Source organism: Maribacter stanieri, assembly GCF_900112245.1.
Classification (GTDB): Bacteria; Bacteroidota; Bacteroidia; order Flavobacteriales; family Flavobacteriaceae; genus Maribacter; species Maribacter stanieri.
Map to the genome: position 1 here is coordinate 260,758 of NZ_FOYX01000002.1, position 17,986 is coordinate 278,743.

Here is a 17,986-nt window from a genome sequence, read left to right on the forward strand (position 1 = left end):
TTAAAGTCTGATGTCCATTAATAATCTAGATACCAACAATTCGATGCCGTTACATTTAGTTTCTCTTTCTACAGATGAAAAATACATGCTTCGTTGTATTCAAGTAGCTAAAAACGGACTTGGAACTACAGCTCCAAACCCTATGGTTGGTGCCGTTATTGTACATAAAGATAGAATTATAGGCGAAGGATTTACCAGTGCATACGGTGGTTCTCACGCTGAGGTTAATGCCATTAACTCTGTTTCTAATATTTCACTTTTAAAATCATCTACCATTTATGTAACCTTAGAACCCTGTTCTCATTATGGTAAAACTCCGCCTTGTGCTGATTTGATTGTTAAGATGGGGATACCTAATGTTGTAATAGGATTAAAAGACCCGCATGAAAAAGTTGCAGGTAACGGAATCAAAAAATTAGAAGCTGCAGGATGCGTGGTTAAAGTAGGTGTCCTACAAAAAGAATGCGAAGAACATCATAAACGCTTTCTCACCTTTTTCACCAAAAAACGACCATATCTAATTTTGAAGTGGGCAGAAACTGCTGACGGATTTATTGCTCCTGAACCTTTAAAACGCGAAGAAGAAAAGAAACCCTATTGGATTACCAATACCAAATCCCGACAATTAGTACATAAATGGCGCAGCGAAGAGGCTGGTATTTTAGTAGGTACAAATACAGTGTTGGCTGACAATCCGCAATTAAACCTAAGAGATTGGGCTGGCAAAGCACCTACACGAATTGTTTTAGATAGAAGCTTAAAGATTTCTAGAGATTATCACGTTCTTGACGGAAAACAAAAGACCATTATCTGCACCGAAATAACAGATAGCAACTCCCATTTAGAAGGAGTAACTTATAAAATCATCAATTTTAATTCTGATGTACCGCAACAGCTATGTAATGTGATGCATGAAGAGCAGATACAAAGTGTAATAATTGAAGGCGGCTCACAAACACTGCAAAGTTTTATTGATGCCAACCTGTGGGATGAAGCTCGAATTTTTAAAGGAGCGAATAATTTCACAAAAGGTATCGCTGCACCAAAAATTGCAGGACGCAACCAACAACAAATTCAAATTTTAACCGACCAACTAACCATAGTACGAAATGATTAAAAACATCATATTTGATTTTGGAGATATCTTCATTAATCTTGATAAGCAAGCCCCTTTATTAGAAATGGCAAAATTCGGATTCACCGAATTGACTCCTGAATTAGATACCATTTTCAAAAAATATGAAATGGGCTTAATGGAGTCTGATGAATTTGTTGATAAACTACAAGCTATTTTCACCAATGCTACTAAAGAACAAATTAGAGATGCATGGAACTCTATAATTTTAGATTTTCCTGAAGAGCGACTAACTTTCATCGAGAAATTAAATAGCGACAAACAATACAGATTATTCTTATTGAGCAATACCAACGACCTACATATAGAAAAAGTAAAAGACGCTATGGGAATGCAACGATTTAATAGGTTTCAAAATTGTTTTGAGGTTTTCTATCTTTCTCAAGAAATGAAAATGCGTAAACCTAATGCTAACATTTACGAAAAAGTTCTAAGCGATAACAAACTAATAGCCGACGAAACATTTTTTGTGGATGACACCAAGGAAAATACTGATAGTGCTTCTAAATTGGGAATACACTGTTGGAACCTTCAAGTAGGCAAAGATGATGTACAAGAAATCTTAAGTCATCTTTAAAATGATGTATTTAGCATTCAGCATCCTTTTTTCTAGTTTAATTTTCGTAGTCTTTAAATTATATGCCAAATATCAGGTTCAAACAATTTACGCCATAATCACTAATTACTTTGTGGCTTGTACCGTAGGTATTCTGTATTATAAAGAACCAATTAACCTAGGTGATATAACCCAGAAAAGTTGGTTTTGGGGAAGTTTAGCCTTAGGATTATTATTTATAGTAATTTTCAACCTAATGGCGGCAACCTCCCAAAAATTAGGAGTATCCGTTGCTTCTGTTGCCACCAAAATGTCACTAACGATTCCCGTATTATTCGGTGTTTTCTTTTATAAAGAAGAACTTAGCATATTAGAAGTTTTTGGAATTGTTTTAGCCCTTTTAGCGGTTTACTTTACATCATTAAAAAAGAATAAAATTAAAGCGGAGAAATGGGCATTTGCCCTTCCAGTACTAGTTTTTCTAGGATCAGGTATAATAGATACTAGTATAAAATACTTTCAAGATGCCCATATGCCCGAAGAAGAATATGCGTTATTTTCGGCAACAGTGTTTGCTTCTGCTGGAATATTTGGATTATTTTTTATTGGGTTTAAATCTACCCAACAGCAACTAAAAGTAAATTTAAAAAATATTATTGGCGGTATTTGCCTTGGAGTACCTAATTATTTCTCCATCTTTTTTTTACTTAAAGCGTTGCAACACCCTACATGGAACAGTGCATCTGTTTTTACGATAAACAATGTAGCAATAGTTATGTTCTCAACTTTATTGGGTATTATATTGTTTAGAGAACGCCTAACGGTTAAAAACTGGTTCGGCATAGGATTAGCTATATTTAGTATTGTTTTAGTAGCATTTGGTCAACGATTAATGACTTACCTGTAAAACAAGCCCAATTAATTTATATGGATACCTATAAAACTATTTCGAAACCATCTGAACCTATTTTGTTCAAAGAACGAAAGAGTAAATTTTATGGATATTGTTTTCCTGTATCCGATGAAGAAACTATTAAAGCACATATTGAAGCATTAAGAAAAGAATACCCTACGGCCAATCATGTTTGTTATGCTTGGCAAATGGGTATTGAAACAAAATCTTATCGTGCAAATGACGATGGCGAACCTAACAATTCTGCAGGTATGCCCATTTATGGTCAATTACAGTCTTTTGATGTCACTAACACATTAGTTGCTGTTGTTCGTGTTTTTGGTGGAACAAAACTAGGTGTAGGCGGTTTAATTAGTGCATATAAAGAGGCTGCAAAGTTAGCTTTAGAAAATGCCAAAATAATAACTAAGGTTTTACAGAAACAAGTGTCGGTAATTTTTGAATACTCAGAAATGGATATTGTAATGCGATTAGTAAAAAAACACCAACTGAACATTATATCACAAGATTTACATTTAAAATGTAAAATTGTTTTATCCGTGAACAAAAGTGATTTCAAAAAAACAGTAAAACTTTTAAAAGCACATCACAAATTAGAAACAAAGGAAATTGACTAGTTTCTAATACTTCAATTTATCCAATAACACCTGTGGACATTTGGTAGGTCTTTTTCGTTTCATATCCATAAAAACCAAAACAGTATTTGCTGTAGCCAATAATTCTCCTGCTTCGTTTATTATTTCATAATCAAATTCAATTCGTACAGCAGGTTTTTTATTCAATATAACCTTAACCGTTATCAAATCATCATACAAAGCCGGCTTTAAAAAATTGATCGATAAACTTATTACCGGAAGCATTATACCTCCTTCTTCCATGCTTTTGTAAGAAATTCCTAACGACCTTAACCATTCAACTCTTGCTAATTCTAGATATTGAGCATAATTGCCATGATAGACAACGCCCATCTGGTCTGTTTCACTGTATCTTATTCGAAAAGAAATTTCGTTTGTTCGCATTTATTTAAAGTAAAAAGTATATATTTAAAAGCTCCCCTATTGAGTAAACGAACATGAGAAAAAAAAAGGTTAAATTCAATGACAATCGATTTTTTTTTTTAATAATTTGTTCACATATTTGCCCAAGTTGAACGAGAACCTATGTTGATTTAATTTAATCACCTATAGCTCAACGCTAACCATTAAAAGTGTAAAATTTATTATGAGTGTTACTGCAAATTCCGTATGGAAAAACTGTTTGGTGTTTATTAAGGATAATATCCAACCGCAGGCATTCAAAACATGGTTTGAACCTATCAAGCCTGTTAAGCTATCTGAAAACGCATTAAGTATTCAAGTTCCAAGTAAATTCTTTTACGAGTGGCTAGAAGAACATTATGTTAAACTTTTAAAAGTAGCTCTTACCAAAGAATTAGGAGAAACAGCAAAATTGGTATACATCATTCGTATGGAGAATACCTACGGAAACAAAGAACCTTTTACTGAAAAGATCCCTAGTTCTAACAGAGGTGCAATGGCAGCTCAGGAAATGGATGTTCCAATTAAGTCTAAAAATCCAGAATTACGTAATCCTTTTGTAATTCCAGGAATAAGAAATATAAAAATAGAATCGCAATTAAACCCTAATTACAATTTTGATAATTTCCTAGAGGGTGATTCTAACCGTTTAGCAAGATCTGCAGGTATGGCAGTTGCCAATAAACCAGGTGGCACCTCATTTAATCCGCTTTTAGTTTTTGGAGGTGTTGGTCTTGGAAAAACACACTTAGCACACGCTATTGGTGTTGAAATAAAAGATAAATATCCAGAACGTACCGTTTTATATATTTCTGCTGAGAAATTTACGCAACAGTACATAGAATCGGTAAAGAAAAATACTAGAAATGATTTTATCCATTTCTATCAGTTAATAGATGTTTTGATTATTGACGATGTTCAATTCTTATCTGGGAAATCTGGTACACAAGATGTGTTCTTCCATATTTTCAATCACTTACATCAAAATGGAAAACAAGTAATACTTACTTCAGACAAAGCCCCTGTAGATATGCAGGATATTGAACAACGTTTACTTTCTCGTTTTAAATGGGGATTATCTGCAGAATTGCAAAGTCCAGATTACGAAACAAGAATCTCTATCTTAAAGAATAAATTATATAGAGACGGTGTTGAAATACCTGAAGACATTATTGAGTATGTTGCAAAGCATATTAAGTCAAACATAAGAGAACTAGAAGGTGCCATTATTTCTTTAATTGCACAATCTACTTTAAACAAGAGAGAAGTAACTATAGAACTTGCACAGCAAGTGGTTGAAAAATTCGTTAAGAATACTAAACGAGAAGTTTCAATTGATTACATACAAAAAGTAGTTTCTGATTACTTTGAAATGGATGTTGCCACTTTACAGTCAAAAACTAGAAAAAGGCATATTGTACAAGCAAGACAGCTAGCTATGTTTTTCGCTAAAAAGTTTACTAAGGCATCGTTGGCCAGTATAGGTTCTCAAATTGGAAAAAGAGATCATGCTACCGTTTTACATGCTTGTAAAACCGTAGATAACTTAGCAGAGACAGATAAGCAATTTCGTAAGTATATCGACGACTTAACAAAGAAATTCTCTTAAAATTTACTTTACATGAAGGTGTTAATGGTTTGCCTAGGTAATATATGCAGGTCGCCATTGGCAGAAGGCATTCTTAAAAGTAAAGTTGATGCTACAAATATTTACGTTGACTCCGCAGGAACTGCCGGATACCATGTAGGTAATGCACCAGACCCAAGATCTATTAAGGTTGCTCATGAACACGGTATAGATATTAGCTCTCAGGTATGCAGAAAATTTACAGTTTCAGATTTTGATACTTTTGACTTAATCTATGCCATGGACAAAAGCAATTATGGTAACATAATTCATTTAGCCAGAAGAAAAGAAGATGCCGAGAAAGTCAAACTACTTTTAAGTGAATTGAACACTCAATATATTGAAGTTCCAGACCCATACTATGACGCTGAAGACGGATTTGAAAACGTATTTCAAATGATAGACAAAGCTTGTAACATTATAGCCGCAAGATTAGAAAGTAAATAAATGAGCACACAAAACGGGAAAATAGGTAAAGTTTATTTGATACCTTCTACATTGGGCGATATGCCTCCTTTAGAAGTTTTACCAATTTCAATTAAACAAACCATAGAAAGGTTAGACCACTATGTGGTAGAAAACGAAAAGACTGCTCGACATTTTATAAAAAAAATTAGCCCTAGAAAATCTCAACCCAGTTTAAAACTATTCGTTTTAAACAAATTTACGGAACCTGAAGAAATTCCTAGTTTTCTAAACCCATGCTTAGAAGGCTTTGATGTTGGTATCCTTTCAGAAGCAGGTTGCCCCGGTATTGCCGATCCAGGTGCTGCTGTCGTAAAGATTGCCCACGATAAAAATATTCAGGTAATTCCTTTGGTTGGACCATCCTCTATTTTATTGGCATTAATGGGAAGTGGCATGAACGGTCAAAATTTTGCATTCAACGGCTATTTACCTATTGAAGGTACTGAGCGCAAAAAGTACATTAAAAACTTAGAACGCAAATCTAAAGAAGAAAAACAGTCGCAGGTGTTTATAGAAACCCCTTACCGAAACAATAAAATGCTAGAAGAACTAATTAAAACTTTAGCTCCTAGTACTAGGGTATGTGTTGCCGCTGATATAACCTTACCAACAGAATATATTAAAACCAAGACTGCCATTAATTGGAAAAGGGAAAACGTAGATTTACATAAAAGACCTGCAATTTTTATAATTCAAGCATAAAAAAACCTTGACAATTAAATGTCAAGGTTCCTCATTTTCATATCCACTTAAATTTTTATATTCTTGGGTTGCGTTTAGCTTCAATCATTGAAACATCATAACCCGAAAACTTTTTCATATAATTAGAGATACTTGTACCGTATCCGTCGCTGATTTCCATACGACCATGTGATCTTAAATATAACTTTACGTTACCTGGCCCTGCTAAATGAGCTGCTGCCAAAATACCAGATTCAGTAACTTCCACTCCATTCATATATACACCAACGAAGCGTTTAATATCTCGTCTTAAAATCCATTTGTTACGAGAGGTATTTACAAGAAAAACTTTTTCCTGCAATACAGGATTGTTCAAAAACTGATTTCCGTTGTAAACACCGACCAATTCTAACGTACCTAATCCAAATTGATATTTACCTAAATATCCAAAAGTGTTAGTTACAAAATAATTGCCTTGAGACTCTTTAAAAGCTAACGCTTCCTTAAAGCCTATAAATTGACTACCTAAAAATGGTGGTGCAATTTGATAATTTGACAATAGAGCTTCGTCTTGAGGAAACGAAACTAAAGTAGATTCTTTTACTCTTAGCTGCTCAGGCACTTCAACCTTAAAAGGTTTAAATCCATAACCAGATAAAATAAACATCACAATAAGAGGACAACTTGCTAATATCCATCTTTTCATACTTTTTATTTCTTAAGACTTACGGCGACTACTATTTGCTTGCTTAAATTTCTGCGGCAAAGGTAGAACGGAAATAATAAGAGTTTAAAAAGGTTCTGTTAAAAGAATCTAGATTTAGTTAACAAGTTCTAAAACTCGGTTAAAAGCTTACCTATTGATTTTCTGAGCATTAATCCATCGGATGTACTGCTCTTTATTTCGGTTATGTTGCGTTAAATTCTCTGCAAACATGTGATATCCGAACTTTTCGACATTTGCAACGAAGTAATAATAGTTATGTTTTTTAGGATTTAAAACAGCATCGATGGCCGTAATATCTGGCATTGCAATTGGTCCAGGAGGCAAACCAGCATACTTATAAGTATTATATGGCGAATCCATCTCCAAATCTCTATACAAGACTCTTTTAATGATAGTATCGTAATTACCGGTTTCTTTCTTAATAGCATAAATAACAGTTGGATCTGCCTGTAACAACATGCCTTTTCTCAATCTATTAAGATAAACCCCTGCAACAGTTGGTCTTTCATCTACTTTTGCGGTTTCTTTATGGACTATAGATGCTAAAGCTATAACTTCATCAGGCTTTAAACCCAATGCACTAGCTTTTTCTTTACGGGTATCTGTCCAAAAACGATTATACTCCTTTAACATTCTACCCCTAAAACCTTCTGCCGAAGTATTCCAGAAAAACTCATAACTGTTAGGAATGTATAGTGAAATTTTATTATCATCATCAAAGCCATTGGCTTTCAAAAACTCTTTATCATCAAACGCCGCAACCAAGGCAACACTATCGGCTTCAATTTGACTAGCAATTCTACCAGCTAGGTCATTTATACTTTCCTGATTATTAAAAGATACTTTAACAGGTAAATTTCCACTTCGCAATGAGTTTACTATCTCATTGTTATTCATCCCTTTAGCTATCCTATATCTACCAGGTTTTATATTGCTTATATACCCTTTTCTTTCTGCAGCAGATTTAAACGAACTAAAGTCCTCTAATAAAGGAGCAAGACGTTCTTCCAAATCACTTACGGATGCATTGCTTGGAATAAAAACTATAGCTTCGTCATTATTAAAATTTGTATTTGGGGTAAAGAAAGTTCCAAATACTATGTAGGCAAAAATTCCGCCCCCAATTAAACCTACGAGCGCAATACCCAATAAAATACGTTTGATGTACATTAGTTATTTATTTTTTGCAATAATAATTCATTCTTAAAGGTATTCTTAAATCGCACCCAATCTTTCTTAATTCCCACAGTTTCAAAATTTAGTTTTTTGAACAAGTGTAGACTTGGAGCATTTTCCTCTAGTATATTAGCATATACCTGTTTTAGTCCTAAAACGTCAAACAAATAATCACACAACAAAGTTATTGCCTCTGCCCCTATTCCTTTATTTCTTTGATTCTCATCTAAAACAATAATCCCAATACCGGCACGTCTATGATTTGGATCAAAATCAAATACATCAATTAGACCAACGGATTTATGCTCATTTGTACATATTACTAATCTTAACTGCTTTACATCATAAATATCTCGATGGGCATTATCTAAATAAAGTTGCAAAACATCTTTTGAGAACGGAGTAATGGTTCCACTTACCTCCCAGACTTCGGTATTATTCTCTAGTTCGTACAGAAAATTAAGGTCCTTTTGCTCCAAAGCCCTCAGATAAATCTGTTTTCCTTTTAATTTTGCCACGTTAATTCTCCTTTAAATACTTGTTTTGCTTCGCCCTTTAAATAAATATCATGGTACAATCCATTATTTTCTTTAAATGAAACCTCTAAATTACCTCCTAGCGCATTTACAGGTATTGTTTTTTCCTTTGTATTTCCCAAATGGTACATCCCTATTGCAACAGCTGTTACCCCTGTACCACATGATAATGTTTCATCTTCCACACCACGCTCGTAAGTTCTTATATCAAAACCACCAGAAGCATTGGGTTCCACAAAATTAATATTACTACCCTTCTCTCCATAAATGCCATAACGCATACGCGCTCCTTCTTTTACAACATCAAATGATTTTAATTCGTTGACCATTTGAACGTGGTGCGGGGATCCTGTATTCATATATAGGGCATTTGTCTTTTCTTTCACCTCGTTAACATCCATCATTTTAAGGCTAACAACATTATTATCGATTGTTGCCTCATGCAAGCCGTCAACAGCAATAAAAACAGTTTTCTTACCAATGACATTCAGAAAATGAGCGAAAGCGACAATACATCTACCACCATTACCACACATACTACCTTCATTACCATCGGCATTAAAATAAACCATTCTAAAATCGGTTTCCGAATCATTCTCCAACAAAATAAGTCCGTCTGCACCTATTCCAAATCTTCTATGGCAAACCTTAGCTATTAAAGCAGTATCTTCTTTCGGAAACAGTCCATTGCGATTATCAATCATCACAAAATCGTTTCCAGTACCTTGGTATTTATAAAATATATTTTCCATGCTAGTATAATAGCTTCAAAGATAGCACATAATTACGTTTTGCTTGGTAGTTAAAAAGTAGTTAAACGCTTATTATATAACATAAAAACAAGTAATTTTGTGCAGAATACGTTAAAACTTTAATGAATATGAAAAGAATAGCAAGTCTCCTATTTGTATCCGTTTTTGCAGGTGCGATTACATTGGGTGCCTACAAACTATTTTTCGAAAAGGAAAATTTTACCATTATCACCCAAGATAATAATAACGGTTTTGCAAATGCTAGTTACACCCCCACTTCTGCAAGAGGAGCAGGTATCAATGAAGTTGATTTTACTTCTGCAGCCGAAAACACGGTAAATGCAGTGGTACACGTTAAGAACATTACCATAAGTAAAGCTCCTGCCAATATATTCGATATTTTTTACGGAAATGGTGGTGGTAGATCCGTACCGCAAGTAGGTACTGGATCAGGTGTTATTATTTCATCAGACGGTTATATTGTAACCAATAACCATGTTATCAATAAAGCAAATCAGTTACAGGTAACACTAAACAACAATAGAACATATAATGCAGAACTAATTGGGACCGATCCTAATTCTGACATTGCGTTAATTAAAATAGATCCGGAAGAAAAATTACCTTATTTAGCTTTTGGTGATTCTGATCATACAAAAATCGGAGAATGGGTATTGGCCGTAGGCAATCCATTTAATTTAACCTCTACGGTTACTGCTGGTATCGTAAGTGCTAAAGCACGTAACTTAGGAAAGAATCAATCTTTTATACAAACAGATGCCGCCGTAAATCCTGGCAACTCTGGTGGTGCTTTAGTAAATACTAATGGTGATCTTGTCGGTATCAATACCGCTATCACCTCACAAACAGGTTCTTATGTAGGCTATTCTTTTGCGGTACCTAGTAATATTGCCAAGAAAGTTGTTCAGGATATTTTGGAATATGGTAATGTTCAAAAAGGTTTTATGGGAATTAGCCCGGCGCCAATAAACACAAGAGATGCTATTGAAAGAGGCATAAATAATATTGACGGTGTATATATAGAACTTGTTGAAGAGGAATCTGCAGCGCAAGAAGCCGGAATTATTGTAGGCGATATTATTAAGAAGGTGGATGAAATTGATGTACATAAATATCCTGATTTAACCGGATATCTATCAACCAAGAGACCTGGAGATACTTTGCAATTTCTTATCAATAGAAAAGATGAAGAATTAATTTTACCATTGACACTTAAAGAAAGACAAACTTTGGTTGTCCCAGAAATGGGTCTTGAGGTAAAAAACCTTACAGAGCATGACAAAAAGGTGTATAAAACGAAAACTGGCGTAAAAATTATAGGGGTACCTGAAAGATATAGAGGCTATGGTTTATCTGAAAAAGTAATCGTTAAAATTGACGATAACGAAATTGGGAATATCGATGATGCCTATAATGCTTTTGGCGGAATATCTAAATACGGCAAAACAGTTATTACAATGCTAGGTTCAAATGGTGAACGAGACCGACTTATCTTTCAATAAAAATTCAATATAAAATACAGCCTTCGCAAAAACGAAGGCTTTTTTTTGAAAAATATTTATTTAAAGTACTTAATTTTTCTAGTTTTGTGCGAATTATAAAATTAATCAACTAATTATGGCTCCACAGACCACATTTGAAAAAGAGCTCGCATTTCAAGCTGATCGTAGAAAAGCTACGACTGAATTCATTAAAATCGTAAGCGATTTATGGTATGATAAATCCATTGAAATTGTTCTTTTTAAAAATCAGGTTATTGACAAAAATGTAAGCGATATTATTCACTTGCATGAGTATGCTGGCGAATTTGTTCAAAAACCGATATCTATTTTTGATTCGGTAGAAATACTTCGCTCTATTTCTGATATGGTTTTACCTCCTTCTAAATTAGATATCGGTAAATTGACCTATGAATACCACTCGGATAATAACATTTTAAACAATGTAAAGTCTTTTGTGATTGACAAATTACAATCTGCTCAAGATTTTAAGAATATTGAGCCAAAAGATGTAGTGTTATATGGCTTTGGACGTATTGGAAGATTAGTTGCCCGTGAGTTAATGTCCAAAACCGGAAAAGGAAATCAATTACGTTTAAGAGCTATTGTTGTAAGAGGCAAACCTAGTATTGAAAATCTTGAAAAAAGAGCCAGTCTACTTAGAACTGATTCTGTTCATGGGATTTTCAACGGTACTGTTAAAGTTGATTATGCCAACCTTAAACTGATAATCAATGGTACTACAGTTCATGTTATTTATGCTAACATGCCAGAGGAAATTGATTATACCGAATACGGTATTAAAGATGCTTTGGTTATCGACAACACTGGCGCATTTAGAAACAAAGAACAATTAGAAAGACATTTACAAGCAAAAGGTGCTTTAAAAGTACTATTGACAGCGCCTGGCAAAGAAGTAGCGAATATTGTTCACGGAGTCAATCATTTAGAATATAATCCAGACGATACTGCTATTTTCTCAGCGGCTTCTTGTACTACAAACGCTATCACACCTATTTTAAAAGCCATAGAAGAAACATTGGGAATAGAAAAGGGACACCTAGAAACTATACATGCATATACCAATGATCAAAATTTGGTCGATAATATGCATGGTAAATACAGAAGGGGTCGAGCTGCAGCACTTAACATGGTAATAACCGAAACTGGCGCAGGGCAAGCGGTAACCAAAGCATTACCTTCATTAGACGGCAAATTGACTTCTAATGCCATTCGGGTTCCTGTACCTAACGGTTCATTAGCTATCTTAAACTTAGATGTAAGTCAAAAAACATCTCTAGAAGGCGTAAATTCTATGATTAAGAAATACGCATTAGAAGGAGATTTAGTAGAGCAAATTAAATACTCGCTAGATAAAGAATTGGTTTCATCAGATATTATTGGGACTTCTGCCCCTTCAATTTATGATAGTATGGCTACCATTGTATCAAGTACAGGTAAAAATATTATCCTTTATATATGGTATGATAACGAATATGGCTATTCTCATCAAGTAATTCGTTTAGCTAAATATATAGCCAAAGTGCGTCGTTTTACCTATTATTAAAAATTTAAAGCCAAGACATCTATTTTTGGAATAGTTACGTAGTTAAATAAACGCGTTTATGCTTTGTACTTTTTTTTTATAATTCGACAATTATAAAGTACTTTAGTCAACTCTAAATTATTCAAATTAACCTAAGGATCTAATACATGAAATTCTATAGAATACTATTACTGCTCGCATTTCTTTTAGCAAGTAACGTACAATTTGCGCAAGACACTGAAGAAGAGGACGATAAACTGTCTTTAGACGAAGGTCCTATCAGTAATCAATTCGATTATATCGCAAAGCGTTCTGGGAATTACAGAGCAGACGGCATTAGGTATGAAGTTGTTAAAGAAACCAATCTTTTTAAGATTCGTAAGAATGTATTGGATTCTATAGCGGCTATGAATAAAAAAACGGGTGAGCTTAAAGCAACTATAGCAGAGCACGAGACTACCATTACGTCACTAAATAAAAAGTTAGAAGAAACTACTACTAACTTAAGCGCTGTTACCGAAGAAAAAGATAGCATGTCTTTTATAGGGATTCCTGTTTCTAAAGGAACATATAATTTTATTCTATGGACTATCATTGGAGGATTGTTCTTAACACTTGGTTTGTTTATTTACAGATTTAGAAATAGTAATATTTTAACTCAAGAAGCAAAACAAAATCTTTCTGAACTTGAAGTAGAATATGAAGACCATAGAAGAAGAGCTTTAGAGCGAGAGCAAAAAATTAGTAGGCAACTACAAGATGAGATAAATAAACAGAAGAAATCTAAATAATTAAAAGCTCCTTAAAAGGAGCTTTTTTTTGATATGAAAACTATACAAAGAATTACAGCATCGCAGATTGAAGACATTGCCCCACTATTTGATGGTTATAGAGTCTTTTATAAAATGGAATCTAATATTGATGCCGCTACAAAGTTCTTGAAAGCAAGAATCAGTGCTAATGAATCTATCATATTCGCGGCATACGAAGGTGACATTGCTATTGGTTTCGTACAATTGTATTTTACATTTTCTTCAGTAAGCCTAGACAAGTCACTTATACTAAATGATCTATTTGTGGCCCCTAATTACAGAGGTCATTCAACGGGACAACTATTACTAGTAAAAGCACAAGAATTTTGCAGAAACAATGGTTATAAAGGACTCGCTTTAGAAACCGCAATTGATAATCCTGCACAAAAATTATATGAGAAGCTAGGATGGACCAAAGATTACCACTGTTTTCATTACTTTTGGCAGGTTAAATGATGATGCAAAATCAAAAGATGCGAATAGATATTATAACTGTATTACCGGAATTACTTACGAGCCCCTTTGACGCCTCTATTCTAAAGAGAGCAATAGAAAAAGGTTTGGTTGAAGTCCATTTTCACAATCTTAGAGATTATACCGATACAAAGTACCGCAATGTAGATGATTACCAGTTTGGTGGTGGCGCTGGTATGGTATTAATGATTGAGCCTATAGATAAGTGTATTACAGAACTAAAGTCTCAACGTACGTATGATGAAGTTATCTATATGACTCCTGATGGTACAACATTAAATCAAAAAATGTCTAACAGCCTTTCTATGGTTGAAAACATCATCATTCTTTGCGGACACTATAAAGGTGTTGACCAAAGAGTACGAGATGCTTTTATCACCAAAGAAATATCTATTGGAGATTACGTGCTTTCTGGAGGTGAATTAGGCGCCGCAGTGCTTTGTGATTCTATAATAAGATTGCTACCAGGTGTGTTAAACGATGAGACTTCTGCTTTAACCGACACTTTTCAAGACGGACTTTTAGCGCCTCCTGTTTACACAAGACCTGCGGAATATAAAGGTATGAATGTGCCAGATATTTTACTTAGCGGAAATTTTGGGAAAATAGAAGAATGGCGAGAAAATAAGGCTTTTGAGCGCACAGAAAAACTTAGACCAGACCTTCTAGAGTAGCAAGAAATAAGAAATAAATAAAAAGCATATAAATACTTGTATGTTTTAATTTAAATATTAATTTTGCAGCCTGTTAGAATAACCTCTGACGATAATCGTGAATGTTGCTCTAATTTAATTCCTATTTAACTATACAATGGAATCATTAATAAAATTTGTACAAGACGAATTCGTAACTAAAAAAGAATTCCCAAAGTTTTCTTCAGGTGACACAATTACTGTGTACTACGAAATTAAAGAAGGTGAAAAAACTAGAACACAGTTCTTTAAAGGTGTTGTAATACAACGTAGAGGATCTGGTTCAACAGAAACTTTTACTATTCGTAAAATGTCTGGAACAGTTGGTGTTGAGCGTATCTTCCCAATTAACTTACCTGCACTTCAAAAAATTGAAGTTAACAAACGTGGTAAAGTACGTAGATCTAGAATTTACTACTTCCGTGAATTAACTGGTAAGAAAGCTAGAATTAAGGAAATAAGAGGATAATTTATTCCTCATTATAATATAAAGCACCGCTTCAATTTGAAGCGGTGCTTTTTTTATGAACAATAGTGAACAACTCATGTTTATAACATGTTGATTAATAATTATTTACAATTTTTACATTCGAATTGTTTTTTTTCGTAAATTAGAGTGTGATTAAGAAATAGTACTGACGAAAAATCCATTTCAATATCACTACGAAGTTTACGTTCTTTCGTATTGTTGCTTGACCTACACATTTAATATTAATTAAATGAGGTAAATTCTAAACTTATAAGCTGTCGCTTACAAAGTGTAAAATTAATTGAATCTTAAAAAAACTATATACTAGGTTTTTAATTTTCAATAAAGGCAACAAAAAAGAAATGAAGAGTAGATGTTGGATTACGTATCTGAGAATCGAAAAACATTTTAAACGTTGAATTAGCGAAGCGGATGCAATCAAGGGTTGCCGTTTTAATGAAATATTAAAACAAACTGTCCGCAGACTTTTTCTAAAAAGCCATATCATTGTATGCGTACATTGATATGGCTTTTGTTATTTAACAAATCTTCTTACTTAACCTTAAATATTAAGACACCTCCTCCCTTTTAAGCTTTTAGAAAATCGTATATTTGTTCCGCTTAAATTAAAACAAACCGCAAATGTCCAAAATTTTTTATACCAAAACAGACGAAGCGCCTGCATTGGCAACTGAGTCTTTTTTACCTATTGTAAAAGCTTTTACAAAATCATCAGGAATTGAAATTGAAACTAAAGATATTTCCTTAGCTGGTAGAATAGCCGCTACGTTTCCCGAGTTTTTGACAAAAGAGCAACAGGTGTCCAATGATTTGGAAGAATTGGGCAATATGGCAAAACAGCCAGAAGCAAACATTATTAAATTACCAAATATTAGCGCTTCAATTCCACAATTAAACGAAGCTATAAAAGAATTGCAGTCTAAAGGTTACAAATTACCTAACTATCCAGACGAGCCTAAGAATGACGAAGAGAAGGAAATAAAGGCAAAGTACGACAAGATAAAAGGTAGTGCAGTAAATCCGGTGTTACGTGAAGGTAACTCTGACCGTAGAGCTCCTAGAGCTGTAAAAAATTACGCAAAACAGAATCCGCACAGTATGGGTGCTTGGAGCTCCGACTCCAAGACACATGTTGCAACAATGGGCGATGGTGATTTTCAGGCAAATGAAAAATCATTGACCTTAAATGATGCTACTTCTATACAGATTAAATTAGTTTCAGATGGTTCTGAAACTATACTGAAAGACAAGTTAAGCCTTCTTAAAGGTGAAATTATTGATGCTACCGTCTTGAATAAAACGGCATTACTTGACTTTATAAAGAAGGAGATTAAAGATGCTAAAGATAAGGGTGTTCTTTTCTCCGTGCATTTGAAAGCTACAATGATGAAAGTTTCTGATCCAATTATTTTTGGACATTTTGTAGAAACATTCCTTAAACCTGTATTTGTTAAATACGCAGATACTTTTGATAAATTAGGTATTAGTCCTAATGATGGATTAGCAAGTCTTTACCAGAAAATTGAAAAGCTTTCTGCTAGTGAAAAAGATGCAATTACTAAAGATTTAGATGAAGCATTAGCTAACGGACCAGATTTGGCCATGGTAAATTCTGATAAAGGAATTACCAACCTTCATGTACCAAGTGATATTATTATTGATGCTTCCATGCCTGCAATGATTAGAAATTCAGGTAAAATGTGGAATGCGCAAGGCAAAGCTCAAGATACAAAAGCTGTTATACCTGATAGTAGCTACGCTGGTATATATAGTGCCACCATAGATTTTTGTAAAAAGAATGGTGCATTTGACCCAACCACTATGGGTACTGTTCCCAATGTTGGATTAATGGCTCAAAAAGCTGAGGAATATGGTTCTCACGACAAGACATTTGAAATTAAACAAAACGGAACCGTTCAAGTTGTTGATTTAGAAACTGGAAAAGTTTTAATTGAGCATACTGTAAGTGAAGGTGATATTTGGCGTATGTGCCAAGTAAAAGATGCTCCTATTCAAGACTGGGTAAAACTGGCTGTTTCAAGAGCAAAAGCTACAAATGACCCTACAATTTTTTGGTTAGATGAAAATAGAGCTCATGATGTAGAACTTATTAAAAAAGTAAAGACATATTTAGCTCAAGAAGACACTAAAGGTTTAGACATTCAAATCATGTCTCCCATCAAAGCTACAGAATTCACATTAAAAAGAATGAAAGCTGGCAAGGATACAATATCTGTTTCAGGTAACGTATTACGTGATTACTTAACTGATCTATTCCCAATTTTAGAAGTTGGTACAAGTGCAAAAATGCTTTCGATTGTTCCTTTGATGAACGGTGGCGGACTTTTTGAAACTGGTGCTGGTGGTTCTGCCCCTAAACATGTAGAACAATTTTTAGAAGAAGGACATCTTAGATGGGATTCTTTAGGTGAATTTTTAGCACTAGGAGTTTCTTTGGAATTCTATGGTGAGAAAAATTCAAATGCTGCCGCAAAAGTATTAGGTGATACTTTAGACAGTGCAACTGAGAAATTTTTATTAAATGATAAGTCTCCTTCTAGAAAAGTAAAAGAAATTGACACTAGAGGTAGTCATTTCTTCCTTGCTAAATATTGGGCAGAAGCTTTGGCATTACAAGATGACAACAATGACTTAAAGTCGATATTCTCAAAAGTAAGCACAGAGATAAATGAAAAAGAATCTCAAATTCTTGCAGAATTAATTGACGCGCAAGGTTCTAAACAAGATATAGGTGGTTATTATAAACCAGATCCTATTTTAGTTGAAAAAGCGATGAGACCAAGTACAACTTTAAATAGCATTTTAAAATCTATTTAATAGTGT

19 protein-coding genes are annotated in these 17,986 nt (G+C 34.0%); 14 read left to right on the forward strand and 5 right to left on the reverse strand.

What is annotated here, in order from left to right:
* Positions 1-43 precede the first annotated feature (43 nt).
* Genes ribD through BM296_RS11605 form a run of 4 tightly spaced genes read left to right on the forward strand, consistent with a single transcriptional unit; the run spans position 44 to position 3,221 of the window.
* Positions 44-1,117 carry a bifunctional diaminohydroxyphosphoribosylaminopyrimidine deaminase/5-amino-6-(5-phosphoribosylamino)uracil reductase RibD gene (ribD, locus tag BM296_RS11590; protein ID WP_091903189.1) on the forward strand — a complete coding sequence of 358 codons (1,074 nt, stop codon included), beginning with the start codon at positions 44-46 and terminating at the stop codon, positions 1,115-1,117.
* Positions 1,110-1,712 (forward strand): HAD-IA family hydrolase, encoded by a 603-nt coding sequence (locus BM296_RS11595; protein ID WP_091903190.1) that lies wholly within the window; start codon positions 1,110-1,112, stop codon positions 1,710-1,712. Before ribD ends, BM296_RS11595 begins: the two co-directional genes overlap by 8 nt.
* A 1-nt stretch (position 1,713) precedes the next feature.
* A complete protein-coding gene (locus BM296_RS11600) occupies positions 1,714-2,598 on the forward strand; it encodes an EamA family transporter (RefSeq protein ID WP_091903191.1) in 885 nt (294 codons plus the stop codon).
* Positions 2,599-2,618: 20 nt separating this feature from the next.
* On the forward strand, positions 2,619-3,221 hold the full coding sequence (locus BM296_RS11605; protein WP_091903192.1) for an IMPACT family protein: 603 nt from the start codon (positions 2,619-2,621) through the stop codon (positions 3,219-3,221).
* Positions 3,222-3,224: 3 nt separating this feature from the next.
* On the opposite strand, the gene BM296_RS11610 is transcribed toward BM296_RS11605, so the two are convergent.
* On the reverse strand, positions 3,225-3,623 hold the full coding sequence (locus BM296_RS11610) for an acyl-CoA thioesterase (protein WP_027067274.1): 399 nt from the start codon (positions 3,621-3,623) through the stop codon (positions 3,225-3,227).
* Positions 3,624-3,825: 202 nt separating this feature from the next.
* Between BM296_RS11610 and dnaA the strand changes: the two genes are divergently transcribed.
* The 3 genes from dnaA to BM296_RS11625 are packed head-to-tail and all read left to right on the forward strand — an operon-like array spanning position 3,826 to position 6,438.
* Positions 3,826-5,250, forward strand: a complete 1,425-nt coding sequence (dnaA, locus tag BM296_RS11615) for a chromosomal replication initiator protein DnaA (protein ID WP_027067275.1) — start codon at positions 3,826-3,828, stop codon at positions 5,248-5,250.
* A gap of 12 nt (positions 5,251-5,262) precedes the next feature.
* The gene (locus tag BM296_RS11620; protein WP_091903193.1) at positions 5,263-5,715 is read left to right on the forward strand and encodes a low molecular weight protein-tyrosine-phosphatase; all 453 of its coding nucleotides are present in this window, start codon (positions 5,263-5,265) and stop codon (positions 5,713-5,715) included.
* Positions 5,716-6,438, forward strand: coding sequence for an SAM-dependent methyltransferase (locus BM296_RS11625; protein ID WP_091903194.1), 723 nt, complete (start codon positions 5,716-5,718; stop codon positions 6,436-6,438).
* A gap of 55 nt (positions 6,439-6,493) precedes the next feature.
* On the opposite strand, the gene BM296_RS11630 is transcribed toward BM296_RS11625, so the two are convergent.
* The 4 genes from BM296_RS11630 to dapF all read right to left on the reverse strand — a co-directional run bounded on the left by BM296_RS11630 (position 6,494) and on the right by dapF (position 9,608).
* Positions 6,494-7,123 carry a hypothetical protein gene (locus tag BM296_RS11630; protein WP_091903195.1) on the reverse strand — a complete coding sequence of 210 codons (630 nt, stop codon included), beginning with the start codon at positions 7,121-7,123 and terminating at the stop codon, positions 6,494-6,496.
* Between the two features lie 147 nt (positions 7,124-7,270).
* On the reverse strand, positions 7,271-8,314 hold the full coding sequence (mltG, locus tag BM296_RS11635; protein WP_091903196.1) for an endolytic transglycosylase MltG: 1,044 nt from the start codon (positions 8,312-8,314) through the stop codon (positions 7,271-7,273).
* On the reverse strand, positions 8,314-8,838 hold the full coding sequence (locus BM296_RS11640) for a GNAT family N-acetyltransferase (protein ID WP_091903197.1): 525 nt from the start codon (positions 8,836-8,838) through the stop codon (positions 8,314-8,316). The genes mltG and BM296_RS11640 overlap by 1 nt, the downstream gene beginning before the upstream one ends.
* Positions 8,826-9,608: a diaminopimelate epimerase gene (gene dapF, locus BM296_RS11645; RefSeq protein ID WP_091903198.1), complete on the reverse strand. Its 783-nt coding sequence runs from the start codon at positions 9,606-9,608 to the stop codon at positions 8,826-8,828. The genes BM296_RS11640 and dapF overlap by 13 nt, the downstream gene beginning before the upstream one ends.
* Positions 9,609-9,736: 128 nt before the next feature.
* Here dapF and BM296_RS11650 point away from each other — a divergent pair, with 128 nt between their 5' ends.
* From BM296_RS11650 to BM296_RS11680, 7 genes are all read left to right on the forward strand, one after another.
* Positions 9,737-11,131 (forward strand): S1C family serine protease, encoded by a 1,395-nt coding sequence (locus tag BM296_RS11650; RefSeq protein ID WP_091903785.1) that lies wholly within the window; start codon positions 9,737-9,739, stop codon positions 11,129-11,131.
* A 115-nt stretch (positions 11,132-11,246) separates the two neighbouring features.
* A complete protein-coding gene (locus BM296_RS11655; protein ID WP_091903199.1) occupies positions 11,247-12,695 on the forward strand; it encodes a glyceraldehyde-3-phosphate dehydrogenase in 1,449 nt (482 codons plus the stop codon).
* 146 nt (positions 12,696-12,841) lie between these two features.
* Positions 12,842-13,465: a hypothetical protein gene (locus BM296_RS11660; RefSeq protein ID WP_027067284.1), complete on the forward strand. Its 624-nt coding sequence runs from the start codon at positions 12,842-12,844 to the stop codon at positions 13,463-13,465.
* Positions 13,466-13,498: 33 nt separating this feature from the next.
* Positions 13,499-13,942, forward strand: coding sequence for a GNAT family N-acetyltransferase (locus tag BM296_RS11665; RefSeq protein ID WP_091903200.1), 444 nt, complete (start codon positions 13,499-13,501; stop codon positions 13,940-13,942).
* Between the two features lie 17 nt (positions 13,943-13,959).
* Positions 13,960-14,634, forward strand: coding sequence for a tRNA (guanosine(37)-N1)-methyltransferase TrmD (trmD, locus tag BM296_RS11670; RefSeq protein ID WP_027067286.1), 675 nt, complete (start codon positions 13,960-13,962; stop codon positions 14,632-14,634).
* A 136-nt stretch (positions 14,635-14,770) separates the two neighbouring features.
* Entirely contained in the window at positions 14,771-15,121 is a 351-nt protein-coding gene (gene rplS / locus BM296_RS11675; RefSeq protein WP_027067287.1) for a 50S ribosomal protein L19, read from the forward strand.
* Positions 15,122-15,763: 642 nt separating this feature from the next.
* On the forward strand, positions 15,764-17,980 hold the full coding sequence (locus BM296_RS11680) for an NADP-dependent isocitrate dehydrogenase (RefSeq protein ID WP_027067288.1): 2,217 nt from the start codon (positions 15,764-15,766) through the stop codon (positions 17,978-17,980).
* Positions 17,981-17,986: the final 6 nt, after the last annotated feature.

Coding starts and splice junctions, on each gene's coding strand:
- BM296_RS11625 (WP_091903194.1), top strand. CDS start 5,716: ATGAGCACACAAAACGGGAAAATAGGTAAAGTTTATTTGATACCTTCT.
- BM296_RS11655 (WP_091903199.1), top strand. CDS start 11,247: ATGGCTCCACAGACCACATTTGAAAAAGAGCTCGCATTTCAAGCTGAT.
- trmD (WP_027067286.1), top strand. CDS start 13,960: ATGCGAATAGATATTATAACTGTATTACCGGAATTACTTACGAGCCCC.
- dapF (WP_091903198.1), bottom strand. CDS start 9,608: ATGGAAAATATATTTTATAAATACCAAGGTACTGGAAACGATTTTGTG.
- BM296_RS11595 (WP_091903190.1), top strand. CDS start 1,110: ATGATTAAAAACATCATATTTGATTTTGGAGATATCTTCATTAATCTT.
- BM296_RS11610 (WP_027067274.1), bottom strand. CDS start 3,623: ATGCGAACAAACGAAATTTCTTTTCGAATAAGATACAGTGAAACAGAC.
- BM296_RS11620 (WP_091903193.1), top strand. CDS start 5,263: ATGAAGGTGTTAATGGTTTGCCTAGGTAATATATGCAGGTCGCCATTG.
- mltG (WP_091903196.1), bottom strand. CDS start 8,314: ATGTACATCAAACGTATTTTATTGGGTATTGCGCTCGTAGGTTTAATT.
- rplS (WP_027067287.1), top strand. CDS start 14,771: ATGGAATCATTAATAAAATTTGTACAAGACGAATTCGTAACTAAAAAA.
- BM296_RS11650 (WP_091903785.1), top strand. CDS start 9,737: ATGAAAAGAATAGCAAGTCTCCTATTTGTATCCGTTTTTGCAGGTGCG.
- BM296_RS11600 (WP_091903191.1), top strand. CDS start 1,714: ATGATGTATTTAGCATTCAGCATCCTTTTTTCTAGTTTAATTTTCGTA.
- BM296_RS11630 (WP_091903195.1), bottom strand. CDS start 7,123: ATGAAAAGATGGATATTAGCAAGTTGTCCTCTTATTGTGATGTTTATT.
- ribD (WP_091903189.1), top strand. CDS start 44: ATGCCGTTACATTTAGTTTCTCTTTCTACAGATGAAAAATACATGCTT.
- BM296_RS11665 (WP_091903200.1), top strand. CDS start 13,499: ATGAAAACTATACAAAGAATTACAGCATCGCAGATTGAAGACATTGCC.
- BM296_RS11680 (WP_027067288.1), top strand. CDS start 15,764: ATGTCCAAAATTTTTTATACCAAAACAGACGAAGCGCCTGCATTGGCA.
- BM296_RS11605 (WP_091903192.1), top strand. CDS start 2,619: ATGGATACCTATAAAACTATTTCGAAACCATCTGAACCTATTTTGTTC.
- BM296_RS11660 (WP_027067284.1), top strand. CDS start 12,842: ATGAAATTCTATAGAATACTATTACTGCTCGCATTTCTTTTAGCAAGT.
- dnaA (WP_027067275.1), top strand. CDS start 3,826: ATGAGTGTTACTGCAAATTCCGTATGGAAAAACTGTTTGGTGTTTATT.